Here is a 20,872-nt window from a genome sequence, read left to right on the forward strand (position 1 = left end):
CGGGGTAGTTGTCACACTGTGCGGTCGAGCCGCCCGCTCGATCGCATGTCCGATCAACGACGCAGCGCACCGCTGGCGTCGAATTGTGCTTCGCGGCCGTCCATTTGGGCTCGGTACCAGTTCTCCCGGTGGACGACCATGATCTTCTCGTGCAGCGTGCCCACGCCCGGCACGAATCGCCGGGCGAGTTCCATGAGCGTGATCAGCGGGAACCGCACAACCGGGATGAGGATCCACGGCAGCACCTTCGGCATCGAGTATTTCCGCCGGGTGCCGGGCGACATGAACATCGCCGAGTACACCGAGTTGATGCGGAAATTGTATTTCGCACGGAGCAGGGCGAGACCACGTTGCCCTTCTCGCGGAGCGAACGCCTGTGGATACGACTCGATGAGTTCCTTGCCGTACTCCCCCGAGTCGTACGACCGCGACACGACGGTGGTGAGCAACGTCCGCACGCTGTCGCCGATCGTCTCGGGGTACCAGGTCGTCCGCACACCGAGGAGGTAGCCCATGTACTTCTGGAAGTGGATGAGCGCCCGTATTTCTCGCGGTGTGGTGTGGTAGCCGAGAGTCCACAGTGCCAGCCCCGGAGTCACGCTGCCCGCGATGAGCGTGAGCAGCATGTAGGTCTGGCTGATGGGAAGTCCCCATTTGGCGGCGTCCCATTCGGGGTGCCCGGCCACGCGGGCACGTACGGAGACATGCATGATCCGCACCTTCAGCGCCGTGGCCCGGCCGCGCGATCCGGCGGCGAGAAGCGCGCCGGGCTCGGACACGTCGATCCAGAACCGCGAGGTTTCGAGGAATCGGCGCAGAGCGTTGTCGCCCGCGTAACCGCCGGCGAGCGAGAGCGGTGTCGCGACAGCGGATTCCGTATAGATTTCGAGAGTTTCCGCACCTGCGAAGCTGAACAGCATCGTGCCCCAGCGCCGCCAGATCTCGGCGCCCTGTTCCACGAGTTCCGGCTGCACCCATTCGGGGACGGTCTCGAACTCGTCGAACAGCGCCTTCATCGCGTCGGGTGCCTCGGGAACGGAGTCGATGCCCTCCGTCAGGGCCCGCTCGAGCAGTGCGCGGGCCGCCTGGGGGCCGAGGTCACCGTGGTAGACCTCGTCCACGAAGCGCTCCGCGGTGGGGTCGCCACTGTAGAGGTCGTTGCACAGTGCGCGAGCCTGCTCGTCGGTGGGAAGGATGTCGAAGCCCGTCACGGCGCGAATCAGTCCCCGTACCCGCCGGACACCGGGCCGGGCCTTCGCCTGCCAGTAGGGGAACGCGCTCGGGCAGCGGTCCGGGGTATCCGATTCCCCGGATGCGCGTGTTTCCAGTGTTCCGGTCATGCCGACGCCTCCTCGGCTCGGTCGTCTGTCACCGTGCGGCGGATCCATCCGGTCAGGCGGCTCACGACGTCATCGAGGCCACCCGGTTGGTCCACCAGGTAATGGTTGAGGTTGCGCATCTCGATCAGTTCCGCCTCTCCCGGCAGGGCATCACGCATGAGACGCGAATCCTCGGCGAAAGCGGCCTGGTCGCCGAGCAGGCTCATCACGAGCGCCGGCGCAGTGACGTTGCTCAGATCGGTCAGTGCGTCGGCGTGCGTGTGGTCGACGCTCCAGGTGCTGAGCCAACTGCGCACCGTCACGAATCGGGCGAGTCCTCCGGCGGCGGTGTTCGCGGCGGCCGGATCGCCGTACATGCTGCCGGCCTCCCGGTCCGACGGGTCGAGGGTGGTATCCACGAACCGCGGGTCTCCGACGGTGCGATGCACCACGAACCCACGGTCGGACGCGCCCATCCGGTTCAGTTCGTCGAGTTGCCCGAGAGCCCACGCGTCGATGCGGCGCATCCGGGCGAGTTGCGCGTCGCGGTAGCGGGCGACCCACTCGCGGTCGAGCGGTACCGTCCGGCCCGGCGCGTACAGGTCGAGGTCGGGATCGGTCGCATACGGGTCGGCCTCGTCGACGACGGCGCCGTCGATCCAGTGCCGCAGCACCCGCGCCCGTCCGGGGTGCGCTCCGACGAGCAGCAGTGCGTCGGCGGGGCGTAGTTTCGCGTCGGCGAACCGGGCGGGATCGCCGGCGGGGGTCTGCGTGACCGTGGGGTTCTCCGCCTGCGACTGGTAGAACGAGGCCAGCGAGCCCCCGCCGCTGAACCCGAGCAGCACCACCTTCTCGAAACCGAGTTCGTCCGTCATCCATCGCACGCCGGTACCGAGGTCGAACGCGGCGCGCTCCATGATGAGAGCGGGTTCGTTGGATGCGTACCGGGTGTTGAGGCCCATCGCCGGGATGCCGGCGCCGGCGAACGCGCGAAGCAGGAAGTGACTGAGGAAGTTCGACGCCGGATGGCACATGATCACGCCGACCTCGCGTGAGTATCCGGGTGCCGCTACGAGGTTGCCGTGGAGCGTCGGATAGTGGCGGCTCAGACCGGAGTGCATCTCGACGCGGCCGTCCGTCGCCGGTTCGTAGGGAATGCGCTGGAAGTGGTCGCGGGGTTCGGGGCCTGTCGTGGGGTTCATCGCACCGTCCGATACTCGAGCATCATGTCGTGGTCTTCGTGGTCGAGGACGTGGCAGTGCCACACGTAGCCCTGCAACCGGTGGTCGTCCTGGTGTTCCGTGTGTTCGTGGTGCCCGGCACTCTCGGTCGTTGCGGTGCCGACCGCAGCCGGGAACGTCGCGTCGGGATCGAAGCGCAGTTCGTCGGCGGTTGGGAAGTAGGCGACGATGCGGGTCACCGAATTCGGATCACAGATCACGGTGTCCTTGTATCCGGTCTCCCACGGCTCGGGGCCACGCAGTGGTTCCACGACGAACGGATCGGCGTCGGGGGTCCACTTGGTGCCGATCGGCGGCTGCGGTTGCCGCGCGCACATCGCGAGGGTGTCGATCGCCTGGCGTCCCACGACGCGAAAGTGCACGAGGTGCAGGTGGATCGGGTGCGGGTCGGGTGTCGCGTTGACGATGTTCCACTGCTCGACGGTGCCCTGCCGGGGCATCTCGATATCGTCGCTGTGGAATCTGAGATTGTTGAGCGACATGATCGACGGGGGCAGCCGTACGTCCGACGGCTGACTCAGCGACACGTTGCGAATGTGCGCGGGTTCCGGCGTGGCTCCCACGATCGGCGGTTGCCCGGTGCCGCCGCGCAGTCGGTCCGGTACCGGTCCGGTGAAGCCGCGCGCGGCCTCGGCCCGGAAACGCAGAAACATCGGCATGTGGACGGCACCGATCTGGGCGGCTTGGGGTGCGGCCGATTCGGTGTTGCGGAGTTCGACGGTGGCACCGGGATCGAGCATGCCGAAATCCACCAGCAGGTCTACGCGTTCGCCCGGTGCCAGCCGTACGTGGGTGGTCGGTGCGGGAGCGTCGAGCAGTCCGCCTTCCATCCCGATGACCCAGAACGGCATGCCGTTGGAAAAACGCAGATCCCACACACTGAAGGACGCGGCATTGACCAACCGCAATCGGTAGAGGCCCCGTGCCACCCGCGCCTCGGGCCAGATCTTGCCGTTGACGACGCCGACGTCGCCGACCGCGCCGCCTTCCCACCTACCCTGCGGAACGATCGGGGTGGAGCGGATGCTCTGGCGTCCGTCGCCGTGGACGATCTTCTCCTGCAGTACCAGTTCGAGTTCGAACTCACCGGCCGGCAGTCCGAGCGGGTTGCCGCGTTCTCCGGTGTCGTAGTCGTCGCGGAGCAGGTACACACCCGCCAGCCCGGCATAGACGTTCAGGCGCGTAACAGCCATGGCGTGGTCGTGGTACCAGAGCCCGGCCGCATCCTGCCTGTTCGGGAAGCGGTACGTCGATCCCTCTCCCGGTCGCGCGATCTTCTGAGGGTGACCGTCGAATTCGGGAGGCGTCACGCCGCCGTGCAGGTGCATCGATGTGGGCACCTCGGTGCGGTCCCGCTCGCTCAGCCCGTGCAGGGTGGTGTCGACGTCGGCAGCAAACGGATGCACAGTGATCCGGTTCCGGTATTCGATCGCCGTTTCCTGTCCGCGGTGCGCGGTGATCACCGGACCGAGATACGTGCTGTCTCCGTAGGCCAGGGTCGGACCAGGCGCGAGGTCGCGGTGGAAGCTGTGTGTCGCGCTCACCGCGTCGATCGTCAGCGACGAGCCCTCGAGCCTCGGGAGGATGGGAAGGTCGTCGACGAACGGCGTCAGCCGGGGCGACGGGAAAAGCATAGGACGGGGCAGGTCGGGGCTGTCGGCGACCGCACGACCGCCGACCAGCGCGCTTGCGCCGGCGCCGGCTGCGATTCCGGCGAGAAGAGTTCTGCGACTGATATTCCGCATGGACCAGGCTTCCGTTTTCACGCGACCGCAGCCGAGAAGGGAGCACATTTCGTGACTGCCGTCACAATACCATGCGGTATGGTGTGGTCGACGTTCCGTCCTGGCCGCGATCGCTGTAGTCGACATGATGATCTGTATTGCAGTGTGCCGGAAGGCCGTTCGATACCCTCTCGGGGTGCGCGGTATCGCTCGCCCACGTTCTCTTTTCCCGCGACATGTACGCTCGACGCGTACAGCGAGAGACAAGAGGTGACGACCCCGTGGCGCAGCAACCGACGAAGGACGGCTCGCGGTCCGGGCGGCGCCCCCGGCTTTCCCTCGACGACTGGACCGCGGCCGGGTTGCAGTTGCTCGTCACCGAAGGCCGCACTGCCGTGAAGATCTCCAGATTGTGCGACGAACTCGGCGTCACCAAGGGCAGTTTCTATTGGCACTTCACCGACATCGACGACCTGATGAAGGCCATCGCCACCCGGTACACCTCACAAGACAACGACGCTGCCCGCGGCCTGACGAGCGTCGAAGAACTGCCCGTCCGGGAACGGCTGACGCGCATGGGCACGATGCTCGTCGACGACCGCGCCTGGGAGGCCGAGGTGGCGGTGCGCGAGTGGGCGCGGAGCGACCCGCAGGTCGCCGAATCCGTGCGCGCCCTCGATCAGAGAATCATGACGGTGGTCGAGAACGCGTTCCTCGAACTCGGTTTCGACAAGGACGAGGCACGGGTCCGCGCCGGGACACTGGTGTACGCGGGGATCGGATTCGTGTACGGCCGCGACGGATTGCCCTCCCCCACGGTCGAGCAGATTCAGGCGCTGCTCACGATTCTGGTCCGCAAGTAGAAGACTGTGCCCGGGAGGATTCACCTCCCGGGCACAGTTCCATCCCCCCGGACTATCGGGCTTCGTTCAGACGATCGACCGCCTGGTCGTAGCCGGTGACAAGTTCGTTCATGATGTCGGCGACGGGACGGATGTCGTTCATTCGGCCCACCACCTGGCCCACCGGCATTGCGACGACCTCGGGGTCGTTCGCGGCCGAAATGCGCTGGTGCGCCTCGCTGACGAGGATGTTCTGGAGCGGCATAGGCAGCGGCGACGGTGCGTCCGGCCGCGACCACGCCTCGGTCCACTTGGTCTTGAGCAGTCGCGCCGGCTTGCCCGAATAGATGCGCGACCGCACCGTGTCGGACGACGTCGCACCGAGCAGCGCCCGCTGGATCGACGACGGGCCGTCGGCCGCGGAGCCGAGTTTGTATTCCGCGGCGGTGAGCCAGTACGAACCCATCCAGACCCCGTCGGCCCCCAGCGCCAATGCGGCCGCAACCTGCCTGCCGGACCCGACGCCGCCCGCGGCAAGTACCGACGCGGAATCGCCGACGGCATCGACGATCTCGGGCCAGAGCACCATCGACGCCACCTCACCGGTGTGCCCCCCGGCCTCGTATCCCTGGGCGATCACGATGTCGACACCGTTCTCGACGTGCCGGCGCGCGTGCTCCACCGCCCCCGCCAATGCCGCTACCGGCACCCCCTTCTCGTGAGCGAGGTCGATGACATCCTTCGGGGGCGAACCCAGAGCATTCGCGATCAGCGAAATCCTGTGCCCCAGAGCGATGTCGACGTGGGAGCGCGCCACCGAATGCAGCCAGCCGAGTACACCGCTCGCCTGCTCGACGTCATCGGACAGTGGAGGAACACCGAGTTCGGCGAGGGTCCGGTCGACGAACGCGCGGTGTTCCGCCGGGATCAGTTTGTCGAGATCGACCGCGGTGCCCTCGGTGGGCACCTTGGCCGGCATCACGATGTCCACGCCGTACGGCTTGCCGTCGGTGTTCTCGTCCATCCAGGTCAGGACGGCGTCGAGTTCCTCCGCGTCGTTGAAGCGCACGCATCCGAGGACACCGAGTCCGCCGGCGCGACTGATGGCCGCGGCGACGTGTTCGGAGGGAGTGAACCCGAAGATCGGATAGTCGATTCCGAACTTCCGGCCGAGGCTGGTCTGCATCTCCCTGCCTCTCAGCCCACCGCGCCGGAAGCGCTCGGGGTGCAGTGCTCGTCGGCGGGGCGCCCTTCGGTCTGCTCGTGGGCCCACCGGTAGTCGGGCTTGCCCGCCGGCGAGCGCTTGATCTCGTCGACGAACCATGCGCTGCGCGGCACCTTGTAGCCCGCGATCTTGGTGCGGGCGCTCGCGACCAGTTCGTCGAGAGTCGCGGTGTGGCCCTGCCGAAGCGCGATCACCGCGGCGACCCGTTCGCCGAACCGATCGTCGGGCACGCCGACCACGAGCACGTCGAAGACAGCCGGGTGCTGCTTGAGCGCGCCCTCGACCTCTTCGGGGTAGATCTTCTCGCCGCCGCTGTTGATCGAGACCGAACCGCGCCCGAGCATCGTGACGGTGCCGTCCTCCTCGACCCGGGCGTAGTCGCCGGGGATCGAGTAACGGACGCCGTTGTACTCGCGGAACGTCGCCTTCGTCTTCTCTTCGTCCTTGTAGTAGCCCAGGGGGATGTTTCCCTTGCGCGCGATCAGGCCGACCTGCCCCGAGCCGGGAGCGATGGGGTTGCCGTCTTCGTCGAGCACCGTGGTCGACTCGTCGATCTTCACCGTGGGGCCGCCGCCGCGGGTCTTGCCCTTCTCCACGATTCCGAGACCGCCGAACCCGCTCTCGGACGAGCCGATCGAGTCGGTGAGCACCTTGCCGGGAAGCAGCTCCAGGAAGCGGTCCTTGAGGGAAGGAGAGAACAGCGCGGCACTCGACGCCATCGCGAAGAGAGTCGAAAGGTCGTACGGCTGACCCGTCTTCGGGTTGCCCTCTTCGAGTGCGTCCAGCATCGGGCGGCCCATCGCGTCACCGGTGATGAAGATGACGTTGACCTTGTGTTCGTCGATGATTCGCCATACCTCGTGGCCCGAGAACTCGGGGTGCATGACGACCTTGCCGCCGCTGAACAGCGACTGGAACAGCGCCCACTGCGCGCCGCCGTGGATCATGGGGGGAATGGGATACCGCACGAGCCCGGGGTTCTCGGCACCCTGCTTGGCGAGTTCCCACTCGTCTTTCACCCACTCGCCGGTCATGAAGTTGATGCCGCCACCGAGCACGCGCCAGACATCCTCGTGGCGCCACATGACGCCCTTGGGATGGCCGGTGGTGCCGCCGGTGTAGAGCATGTACAGGTCGTCGGGGCTGCGCTCACCGAAGTTGCGCTCGGCCGAACTCCCGGCCAGCGCGGTCTCGTACTCGACCCCTCCGTACGACGAGAAGTCGCCGTCGGTGCCGTCCTCGATCACCACGACGGTCTGGACCAGCGGCGTGGACGGCAGAACGTTGGCGACCTTGTCCGAGTACCGGCGCTCGTGAATGAGGGCGACCGTATCGGAATTGTCGAACAAGTACTGCAACTCGTTCTCGACATACCGGTAATTGATGTTGACCATGACGGCCCGGATCTTGAACACCGCGACCATCGCCTCGACGGCCTCGATGGTGTTGCGGGAGTAGATCCCGACTTTGTCACCGGGCTGGACACCCTGTTCGGCCAGGTAGTTGGCGAGTCGGTTGGCTCGTTCCTCCAATTGTCCGTAGGTGACCTCCCTGCCGTCCGAGGCCAGTGCGACACGGTCGGGAACGAGGTCGATTGCGTGCTCGACGAGGTCTGCGATGTTAAGGGGCACGCCACAAAAGTAGAACGTGTTACCGTAATTGACAAGACTTTACTGAGACCTATTTCACAACACCCGCCAGGAGTCCCCAGTGTCCTCTCCCGCAGCCCCCGGCGCAGCCGATTCGGACATTTCGTCCCGCGCTCCCCACTGCCTCGTGGAGCAACGCGGTCACGTTCTCATCGTGACGCTCAACCGGCCGGAGGCACGCAACGCGCTGTCGGGCGAAATGATGGCGATCATGTCCGACGCCTGGGATCGAGTCGACAGCGATCCCGAGATCCGAGTCGCGATCCTCACCGGTGCCGGCGGCGCTTTCTGCGCAGGCGCCGACCTCAAGGCGATGAACCAGTCGGCACCGGGTGACAAGTTCGAGGGCGGTGGCTGGGACCTGTCCCGCTTACCCGCCCTCCTCAAAGGCCGCCGGCTGACCAAGCCCCTCATTGCCGCAGTCGAAGGCGCGGCCATCGCGGGTGGCACCGAAATCCTGCAGGGCACCGACATCCGGGTCGCCGGCGAAAGCGCCAAATTCGGTGTCTCCGAAGCGAAGTGGGGACTGTTCCCCCTCGGCGGTTCCGCCGTGCGCCTCGTCCGCCAGATTCCGTACACGATCGCAGCGGACATCCTGCTCACCGGCCGGCACATCAAGGCGCCCGAAGCCAAGGAGATCGGGCTCATCGGTTACGTGGTCCCCGACGGCACCGCACTCGACAAGGCACTCGAGATCGCGGAGACCATCGCGAACAACGGTCCGGTCGCCGTCCAGGCCATCCTGCGCACGATTCGCGATTCCGAGGGCCTCCACGAGGAAGAGGCGTTCCGGATCGACGCCGAACTCGGTGCCGCGGTCTTCAAGAGTGCCGACGCAAAAGAAGGTCCCCGTGCCTTCGCCGAGAAACGGCCCCCGAAGTTCACCGGAGCCTGATTCCCCATCGAACCGGCGACGCGCCCGCGCACAACTTCGTGCGCGGGCGCGCTCGTCTGCGCAGCCTTACGAGCCTGTGAGACCTGGACCACACCGACATCCCGGCCTCTGCTACGTTCCGTTGTGATCCAGGACACAGGCCTGCAGTGTTCGTGCAGGCGGTAAGGAGCCCCATGTACCCCGGCGTCCACGCGCGCAACACACCCGACAAAATCGCTGTCGTTCTCGCCGACAGCGACCGCAGCCTGACCTATCGCGAATTGGACGACCGTTCGGCGGCATTGGCACGGGTACTGCACGACGCGGGACTCCGGCCGGGCGACGTCGTCGCATTGCTCACGGACAACCGGGTCGAAGCCTTCGAGGTCTTCTGGGCAGCACTGCGCTCGGGCCTCTACATCACGGCGGTCAACAGCCATCTCACTGCCGGTGAAGTCGCCTACATCGTCGAGGACAGCGGCGCGAAGGCGCTCGTCGTCTCGGCGACTCTCGGCGACCTGGCCGAACACGTCGGAGACACGGTTGCCGCCCGGTCGGCCCGGCTCGCCTTCGGCGGCGCGGTTCGCGGCTTCGAGTCGTACGAGGATGCGATCGCGAGCGCCGGACCACGACTCGACGAGGAACCGTCCGGCGCGATCATGCTCTACTCGTCGGGCACCACCGGATTTCCCAAGGGGATCCAGCCGCCGTTGCCCGACCGCCGCGTGGACGAACCGGGTGAATCGCTGGTGATGGTGGCGCAGTACATGTTCGGCATCAGCGACGCCGACGTCTATTACTCCCCCGCACCGATCTACCATGCCGCGCCCCTGCGCTGGGGTGCGGCGGTCCACGCGCTCGGCGGCACGGTGGTGCTCGCGTCGAAGTTCGACCCCGAGACCGCGCTGCGCCACATCGAGGAGTACTCCGTGACCGCGGGGCAGATGGTCCCGACGATGTTCGTGCGCATGCTCAAACTCGACCCGCAGATCCGGGCCCGCCACGACCTCTCGAGCCTGCGGGTACTCATCCATGCCGCAGCGCCGTGCCCACCCGACGTCAAGCGCGCCATGATCGACTGGCTCGGCCCCGTGATCTACGAGTACTACAGCTCGACCGAAGCGAACGGCATCACGTTCATCAACAGCCAGGAATGGCTCGACCATCCCGGCTCGGTGGGCAAGAGCGTCATCGGCCCTGCCCACATCTGCGACGACGCCGGCACGGTGCTGTCGGCCGGCGACATCGGAACGATCTACTTCGAAGCCGATCACGTGCCCTTCACCTACCACAACGATCCCGAGAAGACCTCGACCGCACAGCATCCCGAGCATCCGACGTGGACGACGGTGGGGGATCTCGGGTACCTCGACGAGGACGGGTTCCTGTACCTGACCGACCGCAAGTCCTTCACCATCATCTCGGGCGGCGTGAACATCTATCCGCAGGAGATCGAGAACGTCCTCGCGCTTCACCCCGTCATCGACGACGTCGCCGTCATCGGCGTCCCCCACCCGGAGATGGGTGAGGAGGTCAAGGCGGTGGTGGAACTGTCCCCGGATGCCACCGAATCCCCGGAGCTCGCCGAGGAACTGCTCTCGTATGTTCGAGAGCGGGTCGCGCACTTCAAGGTGCCGAGGTCGGTGGACTTCGTCGACCGGCTTCCCCGCACTCCCACGGGCAAGCTCGTGAAGGGGAAGCTGAAGGCGGCCTACTCGTCCTGAGGTGCGTGCGCGACAGCCGCCCCGGTCACTGCAGCACGGCCGAGGCCAGCTCCTTGATCTGGGCGGCGTCGCGGCACGAGACGAGCAACATGGTGACGCCGGCGTCCTCCCACCTGCGCACCCCCTCGCGCACCTCTGCCAGGTCACCGACGATCATCGTCTCGGTCACCATCTCGTCCGGAATCGCCGCGGCTGCTTCGTCTTTGCGGCCGGCGCGGAAAAGTTCGGTGACCTCGTCGACGACGTCGCCGTACCCCATGCGCCGGTACACCTGCGCGTGAAAGTTCAGCTCGGGCGCTCCCATCCCTCCGACATACAACGCCGTCACCGGTTTCATCGCGGCGACGGTGCCCTCACGGTCGTCGGTCACCACCACCTGGCACGTCGCGGCGATCTCGAAGTCCTCGCGCGTGCGACGTGCGCCGGCACGGGCGAACCCTTCGTCGAGCCATTCGTTGTACATCGGTGCGAGCCGCGGCGTGTAGTAGATGGCGAGCCACCCGTCGGCGATCTCCGCGGTGAGTGCGACATTCTTGGGACCCTCGGCGCCCAGCCAGATGGGTATGTCCGAACGCAACGGGTGGGTGATGGGCTTGAGCGGTTTCCCGAGTCCGGTGGCTCCGGCTCCGGTGTACGGGAGCGGGTAGTGCGGCCCCGGACTCGTGACCGGCGCTTCACGGGCCAGCACCTGACGGATGATCGAGACGTACTCCCTGGTTCGCGCGAGCGGCTTCTCGAACGGCGCGCCGTACCAGCCCTCGACCACCTGTGGACCGGATACACCGAGACCGAGGATGTGCCGGCCGCCCGAGAGGTGATCGAGTGTCAGCGCGTGCATCGCGCAACTGGTCGGCGTACGCGCCGAGATCTGGACGACGGAGGTACCCAGCCGCACCCGGTCGGTCGCCGACCCCCACCATGCGAGCGGGGTGAACGCATCCGAGCCCCACGACTCGGCTGCGAACACCGCATCGAACCCCTCGGCTTCGGCTGCTGCAACGAGTTCCGGTCCGTTGCCCGGGGGTTGCGCACCCCAGTATCCCAGTTGCAGTCCCAGTTTCATTGCACGCCTTTCGGGTCGGACCAAGCGCGGCAAGGTGCAGATCACACGGTACCCTTGCCAGCAACACTAGAACCTGTTCTACTCGAACTTGTGAGCCTGGGAAAGAGTGCGGTCGCCGAGCCACCGCTGAATGCACCGCTGAATCTGAAGTTCGACTACACACGATCCACCGGGCCGACCGTGGGCGCGTTCGTCACCGGACTGCGCGACGGTCGCATCGTCGGTGCGCGCGGATCCGACGGCAGGATCTTCGTCCCGCCCCCGGAATACGACCCCGTCACCCATGAACCGCTCACCGATTTCGTCGAGGTGGGCCTGACGGGAACCGTCGTCAGCTGGACGTGGAATGCGGACCCGTTGCCGGGCCAGCCCTTCGACCGGCCTTTCGCATGGGCTCTCATCCGCCTCGACGGTGCCGGCACCTCGATGCTCCACGCAGTGGACGTCGCCTCCCCCGACGACATCGACACCGGCATGCGCGTCCGGGTCCGCTGGGCGTCCGAACGCACCGGCGGAATCCACGACATCGCGGCCTTCGAGCCCGGTGAAGCGACCGCGGACACACCGTCCGAGCCCGGTGAGCCCGTCTCGATGATCACCACTCCCGTCGACCTGCACTACCGGCACAGCGCGTCACCCGAAGAATCCTGGTATCTCCGGGGATTGAAGGAAGGCAAGATCATCGGCGGCCGCACGGGTCCCGGTGAGAAGGTGTACGTGCCGCCGCGCGGGGCGAGCCCCACCGACGGCGTCCCCACCAAGGAACCGGTCGAGTTGCCCGACAAGGGCACCGTCACGACGTTCTGCATCGTCAACGTGCCGTTCATGGGCCAGCAGATCAAGCCTCCCTACGTCGCCGCATATGTGCTGCTCGACGGTGCCGACATCCCGTTCCTCCACCTCATTCTCGAGTGCGAGGCCACCGACGTGCGCATGGGAATGCGTGTCGAGGCCAAGTGGCGGCCGCAGGAAGAGTGGGACCACACACTGCGCAACATCGAATACTTCCGCCCGACCGGCGAGCCCGACGCCGAGTTCGACACCTTCAAACACCACCTCTAGGAGCGTCGAGCACCATGACAGACATTGCAGTCGTCGGCTTCGCGCACGCCCCCCACGTGCGCGAGACATTCGGCACCACCAACGGTGTCGAGATGCTCGTCCCCTGTTTCCAGGAGCTCTACGACAAGCTCGGCATCACGAAGTCCGATATCGGGTTCTGGTGCTCCGGGTCTTCGGATTACCTGGCCGGGCGCGCCTTCTCGTTCATCTCGGCCATCGACGCCATCGGCGCCGTCCCGCCCATCAACGAGTCACACGTCGAGATGGACGCCGCATGGGCGCTCTACGAGGCGTGGGTCAAACTCATCACCGGCGAAGTGGACACCGCACTGGTCTACGGCTTCGGCAAGTCGTCGGCCGGCACCCTGCGGCGGACACTGTCGCTGCAACTCGATCCGTATCTCGTCGCACCGCTCGGCGTCGACTCCGTCTCCCTTGCCGGACTGCAGGCCCGGATGGGTCTCGAATCCGGGAAGTGGACGGATCGCGAGATGGCCGAAGTAGCCGTGCGCTCTCTCGCCGCAGCGAAGAACAACCCGAAGGCCCAGCTCTCCGGCGACCTCGACATCGACGAACTCCTGTCCCGCCCGTACATCGCCGACCCGCTCCGGAAGCACGACTGCGCTCCCGTCACCGACGGCGCCGCCGCAATCGTTCTGGCCACAGGAGACCGCGCACGCGAACTGTGCGAGAACCCCGCCTGGATCACCGGAATCGAGCATCGGATCGACTCGCCGAACTTCGGCGCCGCCGACCTCACCACCGCGCCGTCCGCGCGTGCCGCGGCACGCGCCGTGACGGGCGACGACACCGCGTTCGACGTCGCCGAACTGCACGCCCCGTTCACCCATCAGGAACTCATCCTGCGCGAGGAGATCGGACTCGGCGACGACACCGCCGTCAATCCGTCGGGCGGTCCGCTCAGCGGCAACGCGATGTTCTCCGGCGGCCTCGAGCGAATCGGTTACGCCGCACAAGCGATCATGAACGGGACAGCGGGTCGCGCGCTGGCCCACGCGACGAGTGGCGCACTGCTGCAACAGAATCTGGTAGCTGTCCTGGAGGGACGTAACTGATGGCCAAGCAACCCGCAGCTGTCCTGGGCACCGGGCAGACCCATTACGTCGCCAAGCGTCACGACGTATCGATGTCCGGCCTGGTGCGCGAGGCGATCGACCGCGCCATGCTCGACGCCCAGGTGGGCTGGGACGACATCGACGCCGTCATCATCGGCAAGGCACCCGACCTGTTCGAGGGCGTCATGATGCCCGAGTTGTCGATGGTCGATGCGATCGGCGCCACCGGCAAACCGATGCTGCGCGTACACACGGCGGGATCGGTGGGAGGATCCACCGCCAACGTCGCGGCGAGCATGGTGCAGTCAGGCGTCCACCGCCGAGTCCTCGCCGTGGCGTGGGAGAAGCAGTCCGAATCCAACGCGATGTGGGCGCTGTCGACACCGGTGCCGTTCACGATGCCGGTCGGTGCGGGCGCGGGCGGCTACTTCGCCCCGCACGTCCGCTCCTACATCCGCAGGTCCGGCGCCCCGGAGCACGTGGGCGCGATGGTGGCGGTCAAAGACCGGCTCAACGGTGCGAAGAACCCGTACGCACACCTCAGGCAGCCGGACATCACCCTGGAGAAGGTTCAGGCATCGCAGATGCTGTGGGACCCCATCCGCTACGACGAAACCTGCCCGTCGTCGGACGGCGCGTGTGCCGTGGTGATCGGTGACTCCGACAGCGCCGCCGCGGCAGAGGCCGCCGGGCGCCCGGTGGCGTGGATCCACGCCACCGCGATGCGGACCGAACCCACGACGTACGCGGGCCGCGACCAGGTCGACCCCCAGGCCGGCCGGGACGCGGCAGCAGCATTGTGGAAGCAGGCGGGCATCACCGATCCGCTCACCGAAATCGACTGCGCCGAAATCTACGTCCCCTTTTCCTGGTTCGAGCCGATGTGGCTCGAGAACCTCGGATTCACTCCGCAGGGATCGGGCTGGAAGCTGACCGAGTCCGGCGAAACCGCGATCGGCGGACAACTGCCGATCAACATGTCCGGCGGGGTCCTGTGCTCCAACCCCATCGGCGCGTCCGGCATGATCCGCTTCGCCGAGGCCGCGATCCAGGTCATGGGCAAGGCCGGCGACCACCAGGTCGACGGTGCCCGCAAAGCACTCGGTCACGCCTACGGCGGTGGTTCGCAGTACTTCTCGATGTGGGTGGTTTCTTCCGACCGACCGACGAACTAGGAGCGTCACATGGTGGATTTCACCGTCGGGGTCGCGATGACGCCGCTCGATCAGTTGAGCGGTATCGCGCGCACCGCCGAGGAGTGCGGGTTCTCGTCGATCGCCCTTCCCGACTCACTGTTCTTCATGGAGAAGCAGACCGTCGACTATCCGTACACCCCGGACGGGTCCCGGATGTGGACGGCAGACACACCGTGGGTGGATCCGCTGATCGCCGCCGCCGCGATGGGCGCGGCGACCTCGACCATCCGGTTCTATACCCAGGTGTTGAAGTTGGGGTCGCGCAACCCTGTTCTGCTGGCTCGCCAAGTCGGCTCCGTCGCGAATCTGACGGGAGACCGGTTCGGTCTCGGAGTCGGCATCGGCTGGGCACCGGAAGAATTCGAGTGGTGCGGCGTCCCATATGCCCGGCGCGGCAAGCGCGTCGACGAAATGATCGATGTGCTCAAGCTGATTCTCGGTGGCGGCATGGTCGAGCATCACGGCGAGTTCTTCGAATTCGACCGGCTTCAGATGAGTCCGGCTCCCAGTACCCCGGTGCCGCTCTACGTGGGTGGGCACACCGATATCGCGCTGCGTCGTGCCGCACGGGTCGGTGACGGCTGGACGTCGGCCATGATCGGGTTCGACGACCTGGTGGCGGTCATCGACCGGCTGCGGGTCCTGCGCGACGAATACGGGCGGTCCGACGTGCCGTTCGAGATCCAGGCTGTGTGTGTCGATCGGTTCGGTTCGTCCGGTTACGCCGAGCTGGCCGATGCGGGCGTCACCGACATCATCGTGGTGCCGTGGATCTTCGACGGCCACGGGTTCGACTCCCCCCTCGAGGCGAAACAGGAATCGCTGCGGAAGTTCGCAGACAAGTACATCCACGGAAAGGATGCGGCATGAGCGAGGAACACCCCGCACGGGTGGCGGCGCGCGCGTCGCAAACGGCAGCCAGCGGCAAACGCAAGGACGAGTGGCTCGCGGTCTTCGCAGACGACGCGTGCGTCGAAGACCCGGTGGGGCCGTCGGGATTCGACCCGGAAGGCAAGGGGCACACGGGCCGCGATGCCATCGCCGCGTTCTACGACATGACGATCGCCAACACCGACAAGCTCGAGTTCCTCATCGACGACGTGCTGGTGTGCGGTGACGAGTGCGTCAATATCGGCACCATTCGCACCACGATGGCCGGGAACATCGTCGATGCCGAGGGGGCCTTCGTCTACCGGGTGAACGGCGACGGCAAGATCGTGTCGCTGCGGGCGTTCTGGGAGATGGACCGAGCCATGAAGACGGTACGTCCGGCCCCGTAGGGCCGGTCCCTCGTAGAGTCGGGGGATGAGCACCGCCGGAATCGTTCTCGCAGCAGGGGACGGCTCGCGATTGGGTGGGCGCGCGAAAGCGCTCCTGCCCCACCGCGGCCGTCCCCTGCTGCATACCGTGACCACCGCGCTCGCCGACGGCGGGTGCGACGAGGTGATCGTGGTGCTCGGTGCGTACGCCGGCGAGGTCGCCGCGGCGTGTCCGCCGGATAGCACCGTGGTGGTCAATCCGGAGTGGAGCACCGGGATGTCGACGTCGCTGCGCCGCGGCGTCGACGCTGCTGGCGGTCACGCCACGGTGGCGCTCACCGTCGTGGACTTCCCCGGCATCACCGCCGAACTGGTCCGGCACGTACTGGGCGAACACCACGGCGGAACGGTGACGCTGCCGGTGTTCGACGACCGGCCCGGTCATCCGGTCGTGTTCGACCGTGCCGACGCGGTCGCAGCGGCCCGGCAGGCCACCGCGGACGAGGGCGCCCGCAGTTATTTTGCGCACCACCGCGACCGGGTACGGCGTCTGGACTGCACCACCCTTGCGGATGCCGGAGATGTCGACACGGTGGACGATCTGCGCCGGCTCGAGCCCTGAACACGCGACGGCCGCCGGACATTCCCGTCTCCGACCGCCGCGCCCTGACCATCCCTCAGGTGTCCCGGACGACGCGGACCCCCGCGCCCGAAGGTGAGGGGGCCCGCGACACTGCCGTGTGTCAGTGCTTCACCGGGCATCCACCCGACGTCTTGTAGTCCACCTCGAAGTCCTTGATTCCGTTGAGCCACCCGGACCGCAGGCGACGCGGATCACCGATCTTCGTGATGTCGGGGATGTGGTCGGCGATCGCTCCGAAGATCAGATCGACCTCCATGCGCGCGAGGTTCGCGCCGAGGCAGTAGTGCGCACCCGTGCCGCCGAACGCCAGATGCGGATTCGGGTCGCGCAGAATGTCGAACTCACGCGGCTTCTCGAAGACTTCTTCGTCGTTGTTCGCCGACGCGTACAGCATCACGACGCGGTCGCCCTTGCGGATCGCCTGCCCGCCGAGTTCGGTGTCCTCGAGTGCGGTGCGCTGGAAGGACGTGACCGGCGTGGCCCAGCGGATGATCTCGTCGGCAGCGGTCTTCGGGCGGTCGCGCTTGAAGATCTCCCACTGCTCGGGATTGTCGAGGAACGCCGCCATGCCGTGCGTGATCGCGTTGCGGGTGGTCTCGTTGCCGGCAACAGCGAGCACGATGAAGAAGAAGCCGAACTCCTCGGGAGCGAGTTCGTCGCCGTCGATGTCGGCCTCGATCAAGGCGGTGACGATGTCGTCCGCCGGGTTCGCCTTGCGGTCGGCCGCCATCTGGTAGGCGTAGCCGAGCACCTCCATCGACGCCGCCGCCGGGTCGGCGGTGTTGTCGGGATCGTCGTAGCCCGTCATCTGGTTGGACCATTCGAAGATCTTCGAGCGGTCTTCCTGCGGGACACCGATGAGGTCCGCGATGGCCTGCAGGGGCAGTTCCGCGGCGATCTGGGTGACGAAGTCGCCCTGACCGGCGGTGCACGCATCCTGGACGATGGACTTCGCGCGGCGGTCGAGTTCGTCGCGCAGACCGTTGATGGCGCGCGGGGTGAAACCACGGGCAACGAGCTTGCGGAGCTTGGTGTGCTCGGGTGCGTCCTTGTTCAGCAGGACGTGGCGCTGCAGTTCGATAGCCTCTCGGGGCATGTCGTCGTTGAACCGCGGGATCGCGGTGTTCTCCCAGTTGGAGAACACGTCGCTCCGGCGGGAGACCTCACGGACCTCCTCGTGGCGGGACACCACCCAGAACCCGTCGTCGTGGAATCCCCCCTTGTCGGGCGACTTCTTGTTCCACCACACCGGTGCCGTCTTCCGGAGTTCGGCGAACTCTTCGAAGGGCATGCGGTCTGCATACAAGTCGGGATCGGTGAAGTCGATTCCCTCGGGGATGTTCGGCTGCGCCACTTATCTCTCCTGCCTGGCGAGTACCGCTCGCGTGATGTGTAACACGTTCTAAAACCATTCAAACACAGGCGCGGCCCGTGACCAAGAGATCAGCACGTCCCGACCGATTCACACGCTTGCCGCCGCCGACGGCAACCTGTTCTACTTTGCAGAGAGCATTTAGAGTGCAGAGAACTGCAGAGAAAGGAGCCCGCCGTGGGCACCCCAGTCATCGTCGAGGCCGTCCGCACCCCGATCGGCAAGCGGGGTGGATGGCTCGCGGGCCTGCACGCTGCGGAAATCCTCGGCGCCGCCCAGAGCGGAGTCGTCGAGCGCGCCGGGATCGATCCGGCCCTCGTCGAACAGGTCATCGGCGGCTGCGTCACCCAGGCCGGCGCGCAGTCGAACAACATCACGCGCACCGCGTGGCTGAACGCCGGCCTCCCCTGGCAGGTGGGCGCCACGACCATCGACTGCCAGTGCGGCTCGGCTCAGCAGGCCAACCACCTCATCGCCGGTCTCATCGCCACCGGCGCCATCGATGCCGGGATCGCGTGCGGCATCGAGGCCATGAGCCAGGTTCCCCTCGGCGCCAATGTGGGCGACCAGGCCGGCCCGCGACGGCCCGAATCGTGGAACATCGACATGCCCAACCAGTTCGAGGCCGCGGAGCGTATCGCCCGCCGGCGCGGCATCACCCGCGAGGACATCGACGCGCTCGGCGTCCGGTCGCAGATGCTCGCCAAGCAGGCATGGGACGAGGGCCGCTTCGACCGCGAGGTGCTGCACGTCGTCGCACCGGTCGTCGACAAGCAGGGCAACCTCACCGGCGAGAAGCAGACCGTCACCCGGGACCAGGGCCTTCGCGACACGACGTCCGAGTCGCTGGCGAAGCTGAAGCCGGTGCTCGACGGCGGAATCCACACCGCGGGCACGTCGTCGCAGATCTCCGACGGCGCAGCCGCCGTCCTACTGATGGACGAGGACCGCGCCAAGGCCCTCGGTCTGAAGCCCCGTGCCCGCATCGTCGCGCAGGCGCTGGTCGGTGCAGAGCCCGAGTTCCACCTCGACGGCCCCGTCCAGGCCACCGCGAAGGTGCTCGAGAAGTCGGGCATGAGCATCGGCGATCTCGACCTGTTCGAGGTCAACGAGGCATTCGCGTCGGTCCTGCTCTCGTGGGCGAACGTGCACGGCCCCGATATGGACAAGGTCAACGTGAACGGTGGAGCCATCGCGCTCGGACACCCCGTCGGATCCACGGGTTCGCGTCTGCTGACCACCGCGCTGCACGAACTGGAACGGCGTGACGGCTCGACCGCGTTGATCACCATGTGTGCGGGTGGCGCGCTCGCCACCGGAACCGTCATCGAGCGGATCTGACGTGGGAACGGACACCGCTCCCAAAGGACTGAACTCGAAGGCGACCATCCCGATCATGAAGTGGATGTCGCGCGTCAACGTCGCCGCCTACCGGGCCACCGGCGGCCGGGTCGGTGGCAAGTGGCGCGTCGGCAGTGCCTTTCCCTGGGGAATCCCGGTCTGCCTGGTCACCACGACCGGACGCAAGACAGGACAGCCCCGCACCGCTCCCCTGCTGTTCCTCGAGGACGGCGACAAGGTGGTCCTGGTCGCCTCGCAGGGCGGAATGGCCAAACACCCGTTGTGGTTCCGCAATATCCAGGCGAATCCGGAGGTCACCGTCCAGATCAAGTCGCGGGTGCGGAAGATGCACGCGCGGGTCGCGACGGACACCGAGCGCGCGGCGTACTGGCCCCGGCTGGTCGAGATGTACCCGGATTTCGACAATTACCAGTCGTGGACCGACCGCGTCATCCCCGTGGTGGTCTGTGAGTAGGACGGCGACCCGCGGCAACACCGGAATGCGGGAATACTGGCACCGGTAGTTACACGCTTTCGAGAAGGGATGTCGCGATGGCAACCACGAACCACGACCAGGTCCTCGACCGACGGGAGATCGCAGCGGCGCTGCTGCGTGCTCTGGAACAACGTCACGAGGTACTCGATGCCATCGTCGAGAGCGCCGACCGAGCGGAGGCGGTGACCGCAATCGCCGCGCTGCTCGAGACGAGTGAGTTCTGCGCGGAGGCGGTGCTCAACCTCCCGTTCCGCCGCTTGACCAAGGCCGAGCGCAAGAAGATCCGGGAAGAACTCGAAGATCTCGACGCCGTAGTGCACTGGACGACGGCGGCACGGCCCTACGCGACGGGCGCGCATTTCCGCGTGCGTCCGATCTCGGACACGGCGACCGACCTGGAGTTGCTCGAGGCCAGGTGTGCCGACCAGCTGGGCGACGACAGCGCCGAAAGCGTCGCCGCCGAGCAGGCGCGCGGAAACGCGTTGATGAAGGACGAATCCGGGATGTGGCTCGTCGCCGAAGATCTTTCCGGCGACGAGCCCACCGCGGTCGGATTCGCGTTCGGTGAGCTCGTCGGCAACGAGGTGGAAGTGCGCATCTGGGTTCGCCCCGAACTGCGCAAGCAGGGTTACGGCACAGCCGTTCTCAAGCAGGCACGCACCGAATTGGCGGCCTACTTCCCCGGTTCGACCCTGATCGTGCGCACACCCGCCTGATCTGCGCCGCACAAGGATGCGCGCTTCCGATAGCTCTCGCTACCGGAAGC

19 protein-coding genes are annotated in these 20,872 nt (G+C 66.6%); 12 read left to right on the forward strand and 7 right to left on the reverse strand.

The window, feature by feature from the left end; genetic code table 11:
- Nucleotides 1–53: 53 nt before the first annotated feature.
- Genes ACFWBU_RS13235 through ACFWBU_RS13245 form a run of 3 tightly spaced genes read right to left on the reverse strand, consistent with a single transcriptional unit; the run spans nt 54 to nt 4,305 of the window.
- On the reverse strand, nt 54–1,340 hold the full coding sequence (locus tag ACFWBU_RS13235; protein ID WP_296549117.1) for an oxygenase MpaB family protein: 1,287 nt from the start codon (nt 1,338–1,340) through the stop codon (nt 54–56).
- Complete coding sequence (locus tag ACFWBU_RS13240) at nt 1,337–2,521, reverse strand: alpha/beta hydrolase (RefSeq protein ID WP_169621381.1); 1,185 nt, start codon at nt 2,519–2,521, stop codon at nt 1,337–1,339. The genes ACFWBU_RS13235 and ACFWBU_RS13240 overlap by 4 nt, the downstream gene beginning before the upstream one ends.
- Nucleotides 2,518–4,305, reverse strand: coding sequence for a multicopper oxidase family protein (locus tag ACFWBU_RS13245; protein ID WP_378528462.1), 1,788 nt, complete (start codon nt 4,303–4,305; stop codon nt 2,518–2,520). The genes ACFWBU_RS13240 and ACFWBU_RS13245 overlap by 4 nt, the downstream gene beginning before the upstream one ends.
- A 260-nt stretch (nt 4,306–4,565) precedes the next feature.
- Between ACFWBU_RS13245 and ACFWBU_RS13250 the strand changes: the two genes are divergently transcribed.
- Nucleotides 4,566–5,147, forward strand: coding sequence for a TetR/AcrR family transcriptional regulator (locus tag ACFWBU_RS13250; protein WP_296549114.1), 582 nt, complete (start codon nt 4,566–4,568; stop codon nt 5,145–5,147).
- A 52-nt stretch (nt 5,148–5,199) separates the two neighbouring features.
- On the opposite strand, the gene ACFWBU_RS13255 is transcribed toward ACFWBU_RS13250, so the two are convergent.
- A complete protein-coding gene (locus tag ACFWBU_RS13255; protein WP_169621384.1) occupies nt 5,200–6,312 on the reverse strand; it encodes a nitronate monooxygenase family protein in 1,113 nt (370 codons plus the stop codon).
- 11 nt (nt 6,313–6,323) lie between these two features.
- Entirely contained in the window at nt 6,324–7,982 is a 1,659-nt protein-coding gene (locus ACFWBU_RS13260) for an acyl-CoA synthetase (protein WP_169652011.1), read from the reverse strand.
- A gap of 79 nt (nt 7,983–8,061) precedes the next feature.
- Between ACFWBU_RS13260 and ACFWBU_RS13265 the strand changes: the two genes are divergently transcribed.
- Nucleotides 8,062–8,895: a crotonase/enoyl-CoA hydratase family protein gene (locus tag ACFWBU_RS13265; protein ID WP_169652012.1), complete on the forward strand. Its 834-nt coding sequence runs from the start codon at nt 8,062–8,064 to the stop codon at nt 8,893–8,895.
- Between the two features lie 173 nt (nt 8,896–9,068).
- Nucleotides 9,069–10,598 (forward strand): AMP-binding protein, encoded by a 1,530-nt coding sequence (locus ACFWBU_RS13270; RefSeq protein ID WP_378528463.1) that lies wholly within the window; start codon nt 9,069–9,071, stop codon nt 10,596–10,598.
- A 25-nt stretch (nt 10,599–10,623) separates the two neighbouring features.
- Here ACFWBU_RS13270 and ACFWBU_RS13275 read toward each other — a convergent pair whose 3' ends face one another.
- Nucleotides 10,624–11,661 carry an LLM class F420-dependent oxidoreductase gene (locus ACFWBU_RS13275; RefSeq protein WP_169621388.1) on the reverse strand — a complete coding sequence of 346 codons (1,038 nt, stop codon included), beginning with the start codon at nt 11,659–11,661 and terminating at the stop codon, nt 10,624–10,626.
- A 90-nt stretch (nt 11,662–11,751) separates the two neighbouring features.
- On the opposite strand from ACFWBU_RS13275, the gene ACFWBU_RS13280 reads away from it, so the two are divergent.
- From ACFWBU_RS13280 to ACFWBU_RS13305, 6 genes are read left to right on the forward strand one after another with little or no spacing between them, the layout of a single operon-like run.
- Complete coding sequence (locus ACFWBU_RS13280; protein ID WP_378528465.1) at nt 11,752–12,723, forward strand: Zn-ribbon domain-containing OB-fold protein; 972 nt, start codon at nt 11,752–11,754, stop codon at nt 12,721–12,723.
- A gap of 14 nt (nt 12,724–12,737) precedes the next feature.
- Complete coding sequence (locus ACFWBU_RS13285; RefSeq protein ID WP_378528466.1) at nt 12,738–13,799, forward strand: thiolase domain-containing protein; 1,062 nt, start codon at nt 12,738–12,740, stop codon at nt 13,797–13,799.
- Nucleotides 13,799–14,974, forward strand: a complete 1,176-nt coding sequence (locus ACFWBU_RS13290) for a thiolase domain-containing protein (RefSeq protein WP_169621391.1) — start codon at nt 13,799–13,801, stop codon at nt 14,972–14,974. The genes ACFWBU_RS13285 and ACFWBU_RS13290 overlap by 1 nt, the downstream gene beginning before the upstream one ends.
- A gap of 12 nt (nt 14,975–14,986) precedes the next feature.
- Entirely contained in the window at nt 14,987–15,865 is an 879-nt protein-coding gene (locus ACFWBU_RS13295; RefSeq protein ID WP_296549162.1) for a TIGR03619 family F420-dependent LLM class oxidoreductase, read from the forward strand.
- Entirely contained in the window at nt 15,862–16,275 is a 414-nt protein-coding gene (locus tag ACFWBU_RS13300) for a nuclear transport factor 2 family protein (protein WP_169652016.1), read from the forward strand. The genes ACFWBU_RS13295 and ACFWBU_RS13300 overlap by 4 nt, the downstream gene beginning before the upstream one ends.
- A 25-nt stretch (nt 16,276–16,300) precedes the next feature.
- Nucleotides 16,301–16,876, forward strand: coding sequence for an NTP transferase domain-containing protein (locus ACFWBU_RS13305; RefSeq protein ID WP_378528467.1), 576 nt, complete (start codon nt 16,301–16,303; stop codon nt 16,874–16,876).
- A 121-nt stretch (nt 16,877–16,997) separates the two neighbouring features.
- On the opposite strand, the gene ACFWBU_RS13310 is transcribed toward ACFWBU_RS13305, so the two are convergent.
- Entirely contained in the window at nt 16,998–18,251 is a 1,254-nt protein-coding gene (locus ACFWBU_RS13310; RefSeq protein WP_169652018.1) for a cytochrome P450, read from the reverse strand.
- Nucleotides 18,252–18,446: 195 nt separating this feature from the next.
- Between ACFWBU_RS13310 and ACFWBU_RS13315 the strand changes: the two genes are divergently transcribed.
- The 3 genes from ACFWBU_RS13315 to ACFWBU_RS13325 all read left to right on the forward strand — a co-directional run bounded on the left by ACFWBU_RS13315 (nt 18,447) and on the right by ACFWBU_RS13325 (nt 20,822).
- Nucleotides 18,447–19,610, forward strand: coding sequence for a steroid 3-ketoacyl-CoA thiolase (locus ACFWBU_RS13315; RefSeq protein ID WP_169623126.1), 1,164 nt, complete (start codon nt 18,447–18,449; stop codon nt 19,608–19,610).
- Between the two features lie 55 nt (nt 19,611–19,665).
- The gene (locus ACFWBU_RS13320) at nt 19,666–20,085 is read left to right on the forward strand and encodes a nitroreductase family deazaflavin-dependent oxidoreductase (protein ID WP_169623131.1); all 420 of its coding nucleotides are present in this window, start codon (nt 19,666–19,668) and stop codon (nt 20,083–20,085) included.
- Nucleotides 20,086–20,162: 77 nt separating this feature from the next.
- Nucleotides 20,163–20,822 carry a GNAT family N-acetyltransferase gene (locus tag ACFWBU_RS13325; protein WP_378528468.1) on the forward strand — a complete coding sequence of 220 codons (660 nt, stop codon included), beginning with the start codon at nt 20,163–20,165 and terminating at the stop codon, nt 20,820–20,822.
- Nucleotides 20,823–20,872: the final 50 nt, after the last annotated feature.

The sequence above is a fragment of the Rhodococcus sp. NPDC060084 genome, from assembly GCF_042730335.1.
GTDB lineage: Bacteria > Actinomycetota > Actinomycetes > Mycobacteriales > Mycobacteriaceae > Rhodococcus.

Coding starts and splice junctions, on each gene's coding strand:
- ACFWBU_RS13255 (WP_169621384.1), bottom strand. CDS start 6,312: ATGCAGACCAGCCTCGGCCGGAAGTTCGGAATCGACTATCCGATCTTC.
- ACFWBU_RS13320 (WP_169623131.1), top strand. CDS start 19,666: ATGAAGTGGATGTCGCGCGTCAACGTCGCCGCCTACCGGGCCACCGGC.
- ACFWBU_RS13325 (WP_378528468.1), top strand. CDS start 20,163: ATGGCAACCACGAACCACGACCAGGTCCTCGACCGACGGGAGATCGCA.
- ACFWBU_RS13290 (WP_169621391.1), top strand. CDS start 13,799: ATGGCCAAGCAACCCGCAGCTGTCCTGGGCACCGGGCAGACCCATTAC.
- ACFWBU_RS13305 (WP_378528467.1), top strand. CDS start 16,301: ATGAGCACCGCCGGAATCGTTCTCGCAGCAGGGGACGGCTCGCGATTG.
- ACFWBU_RS13275 (WP_169621388.1), bottom strand. CDS start 11,661: ATGAAACTGGGACTGCAACTGGGATACTGGGGTGCGCAACCCCCGGGC.
- ACFWBU_RS13285 (WP_378528466.1), top strand. CDS start 12,738: ATGACAGACATTGCAGTCGTCGGCTTCGCGCACGCCCCCCACGTGCGC.
- ACFWBU_RS13235 (WP_296549117.1), bottom strand. CDS start 1,340: ATGACCGGAACACTGGAAACACGCGCATCCGGGGAATCGGATACCCCG.
- ACFWBU_RS13300 (WP_169652016.1), top strand. CDS start 15,862: ATGAGCGAGGAACACCCCGCACGGGTGGCGGCGCGCGCGTCGCAAACG.
- ACFWBU_RS13240 (WP_169621381.1), bottom strand. CDS start 2,521: ATGAACCCCACGACAGGCCCCGAACCCCGCGACCACTTCCAGCGCATT.
- ACFWBU_RS13270 (WP_378528463.1), top strand. CDS start 9,069: ATGTACCCCGGCGTCCACGCGCGCAACACACCCGACAAAATCGCTGTC.
- ACFWBU_RS13245 (WP_378528462.1), bottom strand. CDS start 4,305: ATGCGGAATATCAGTCGCAGAACTCTTCTCGCCGGAATCGCAGCCGGC.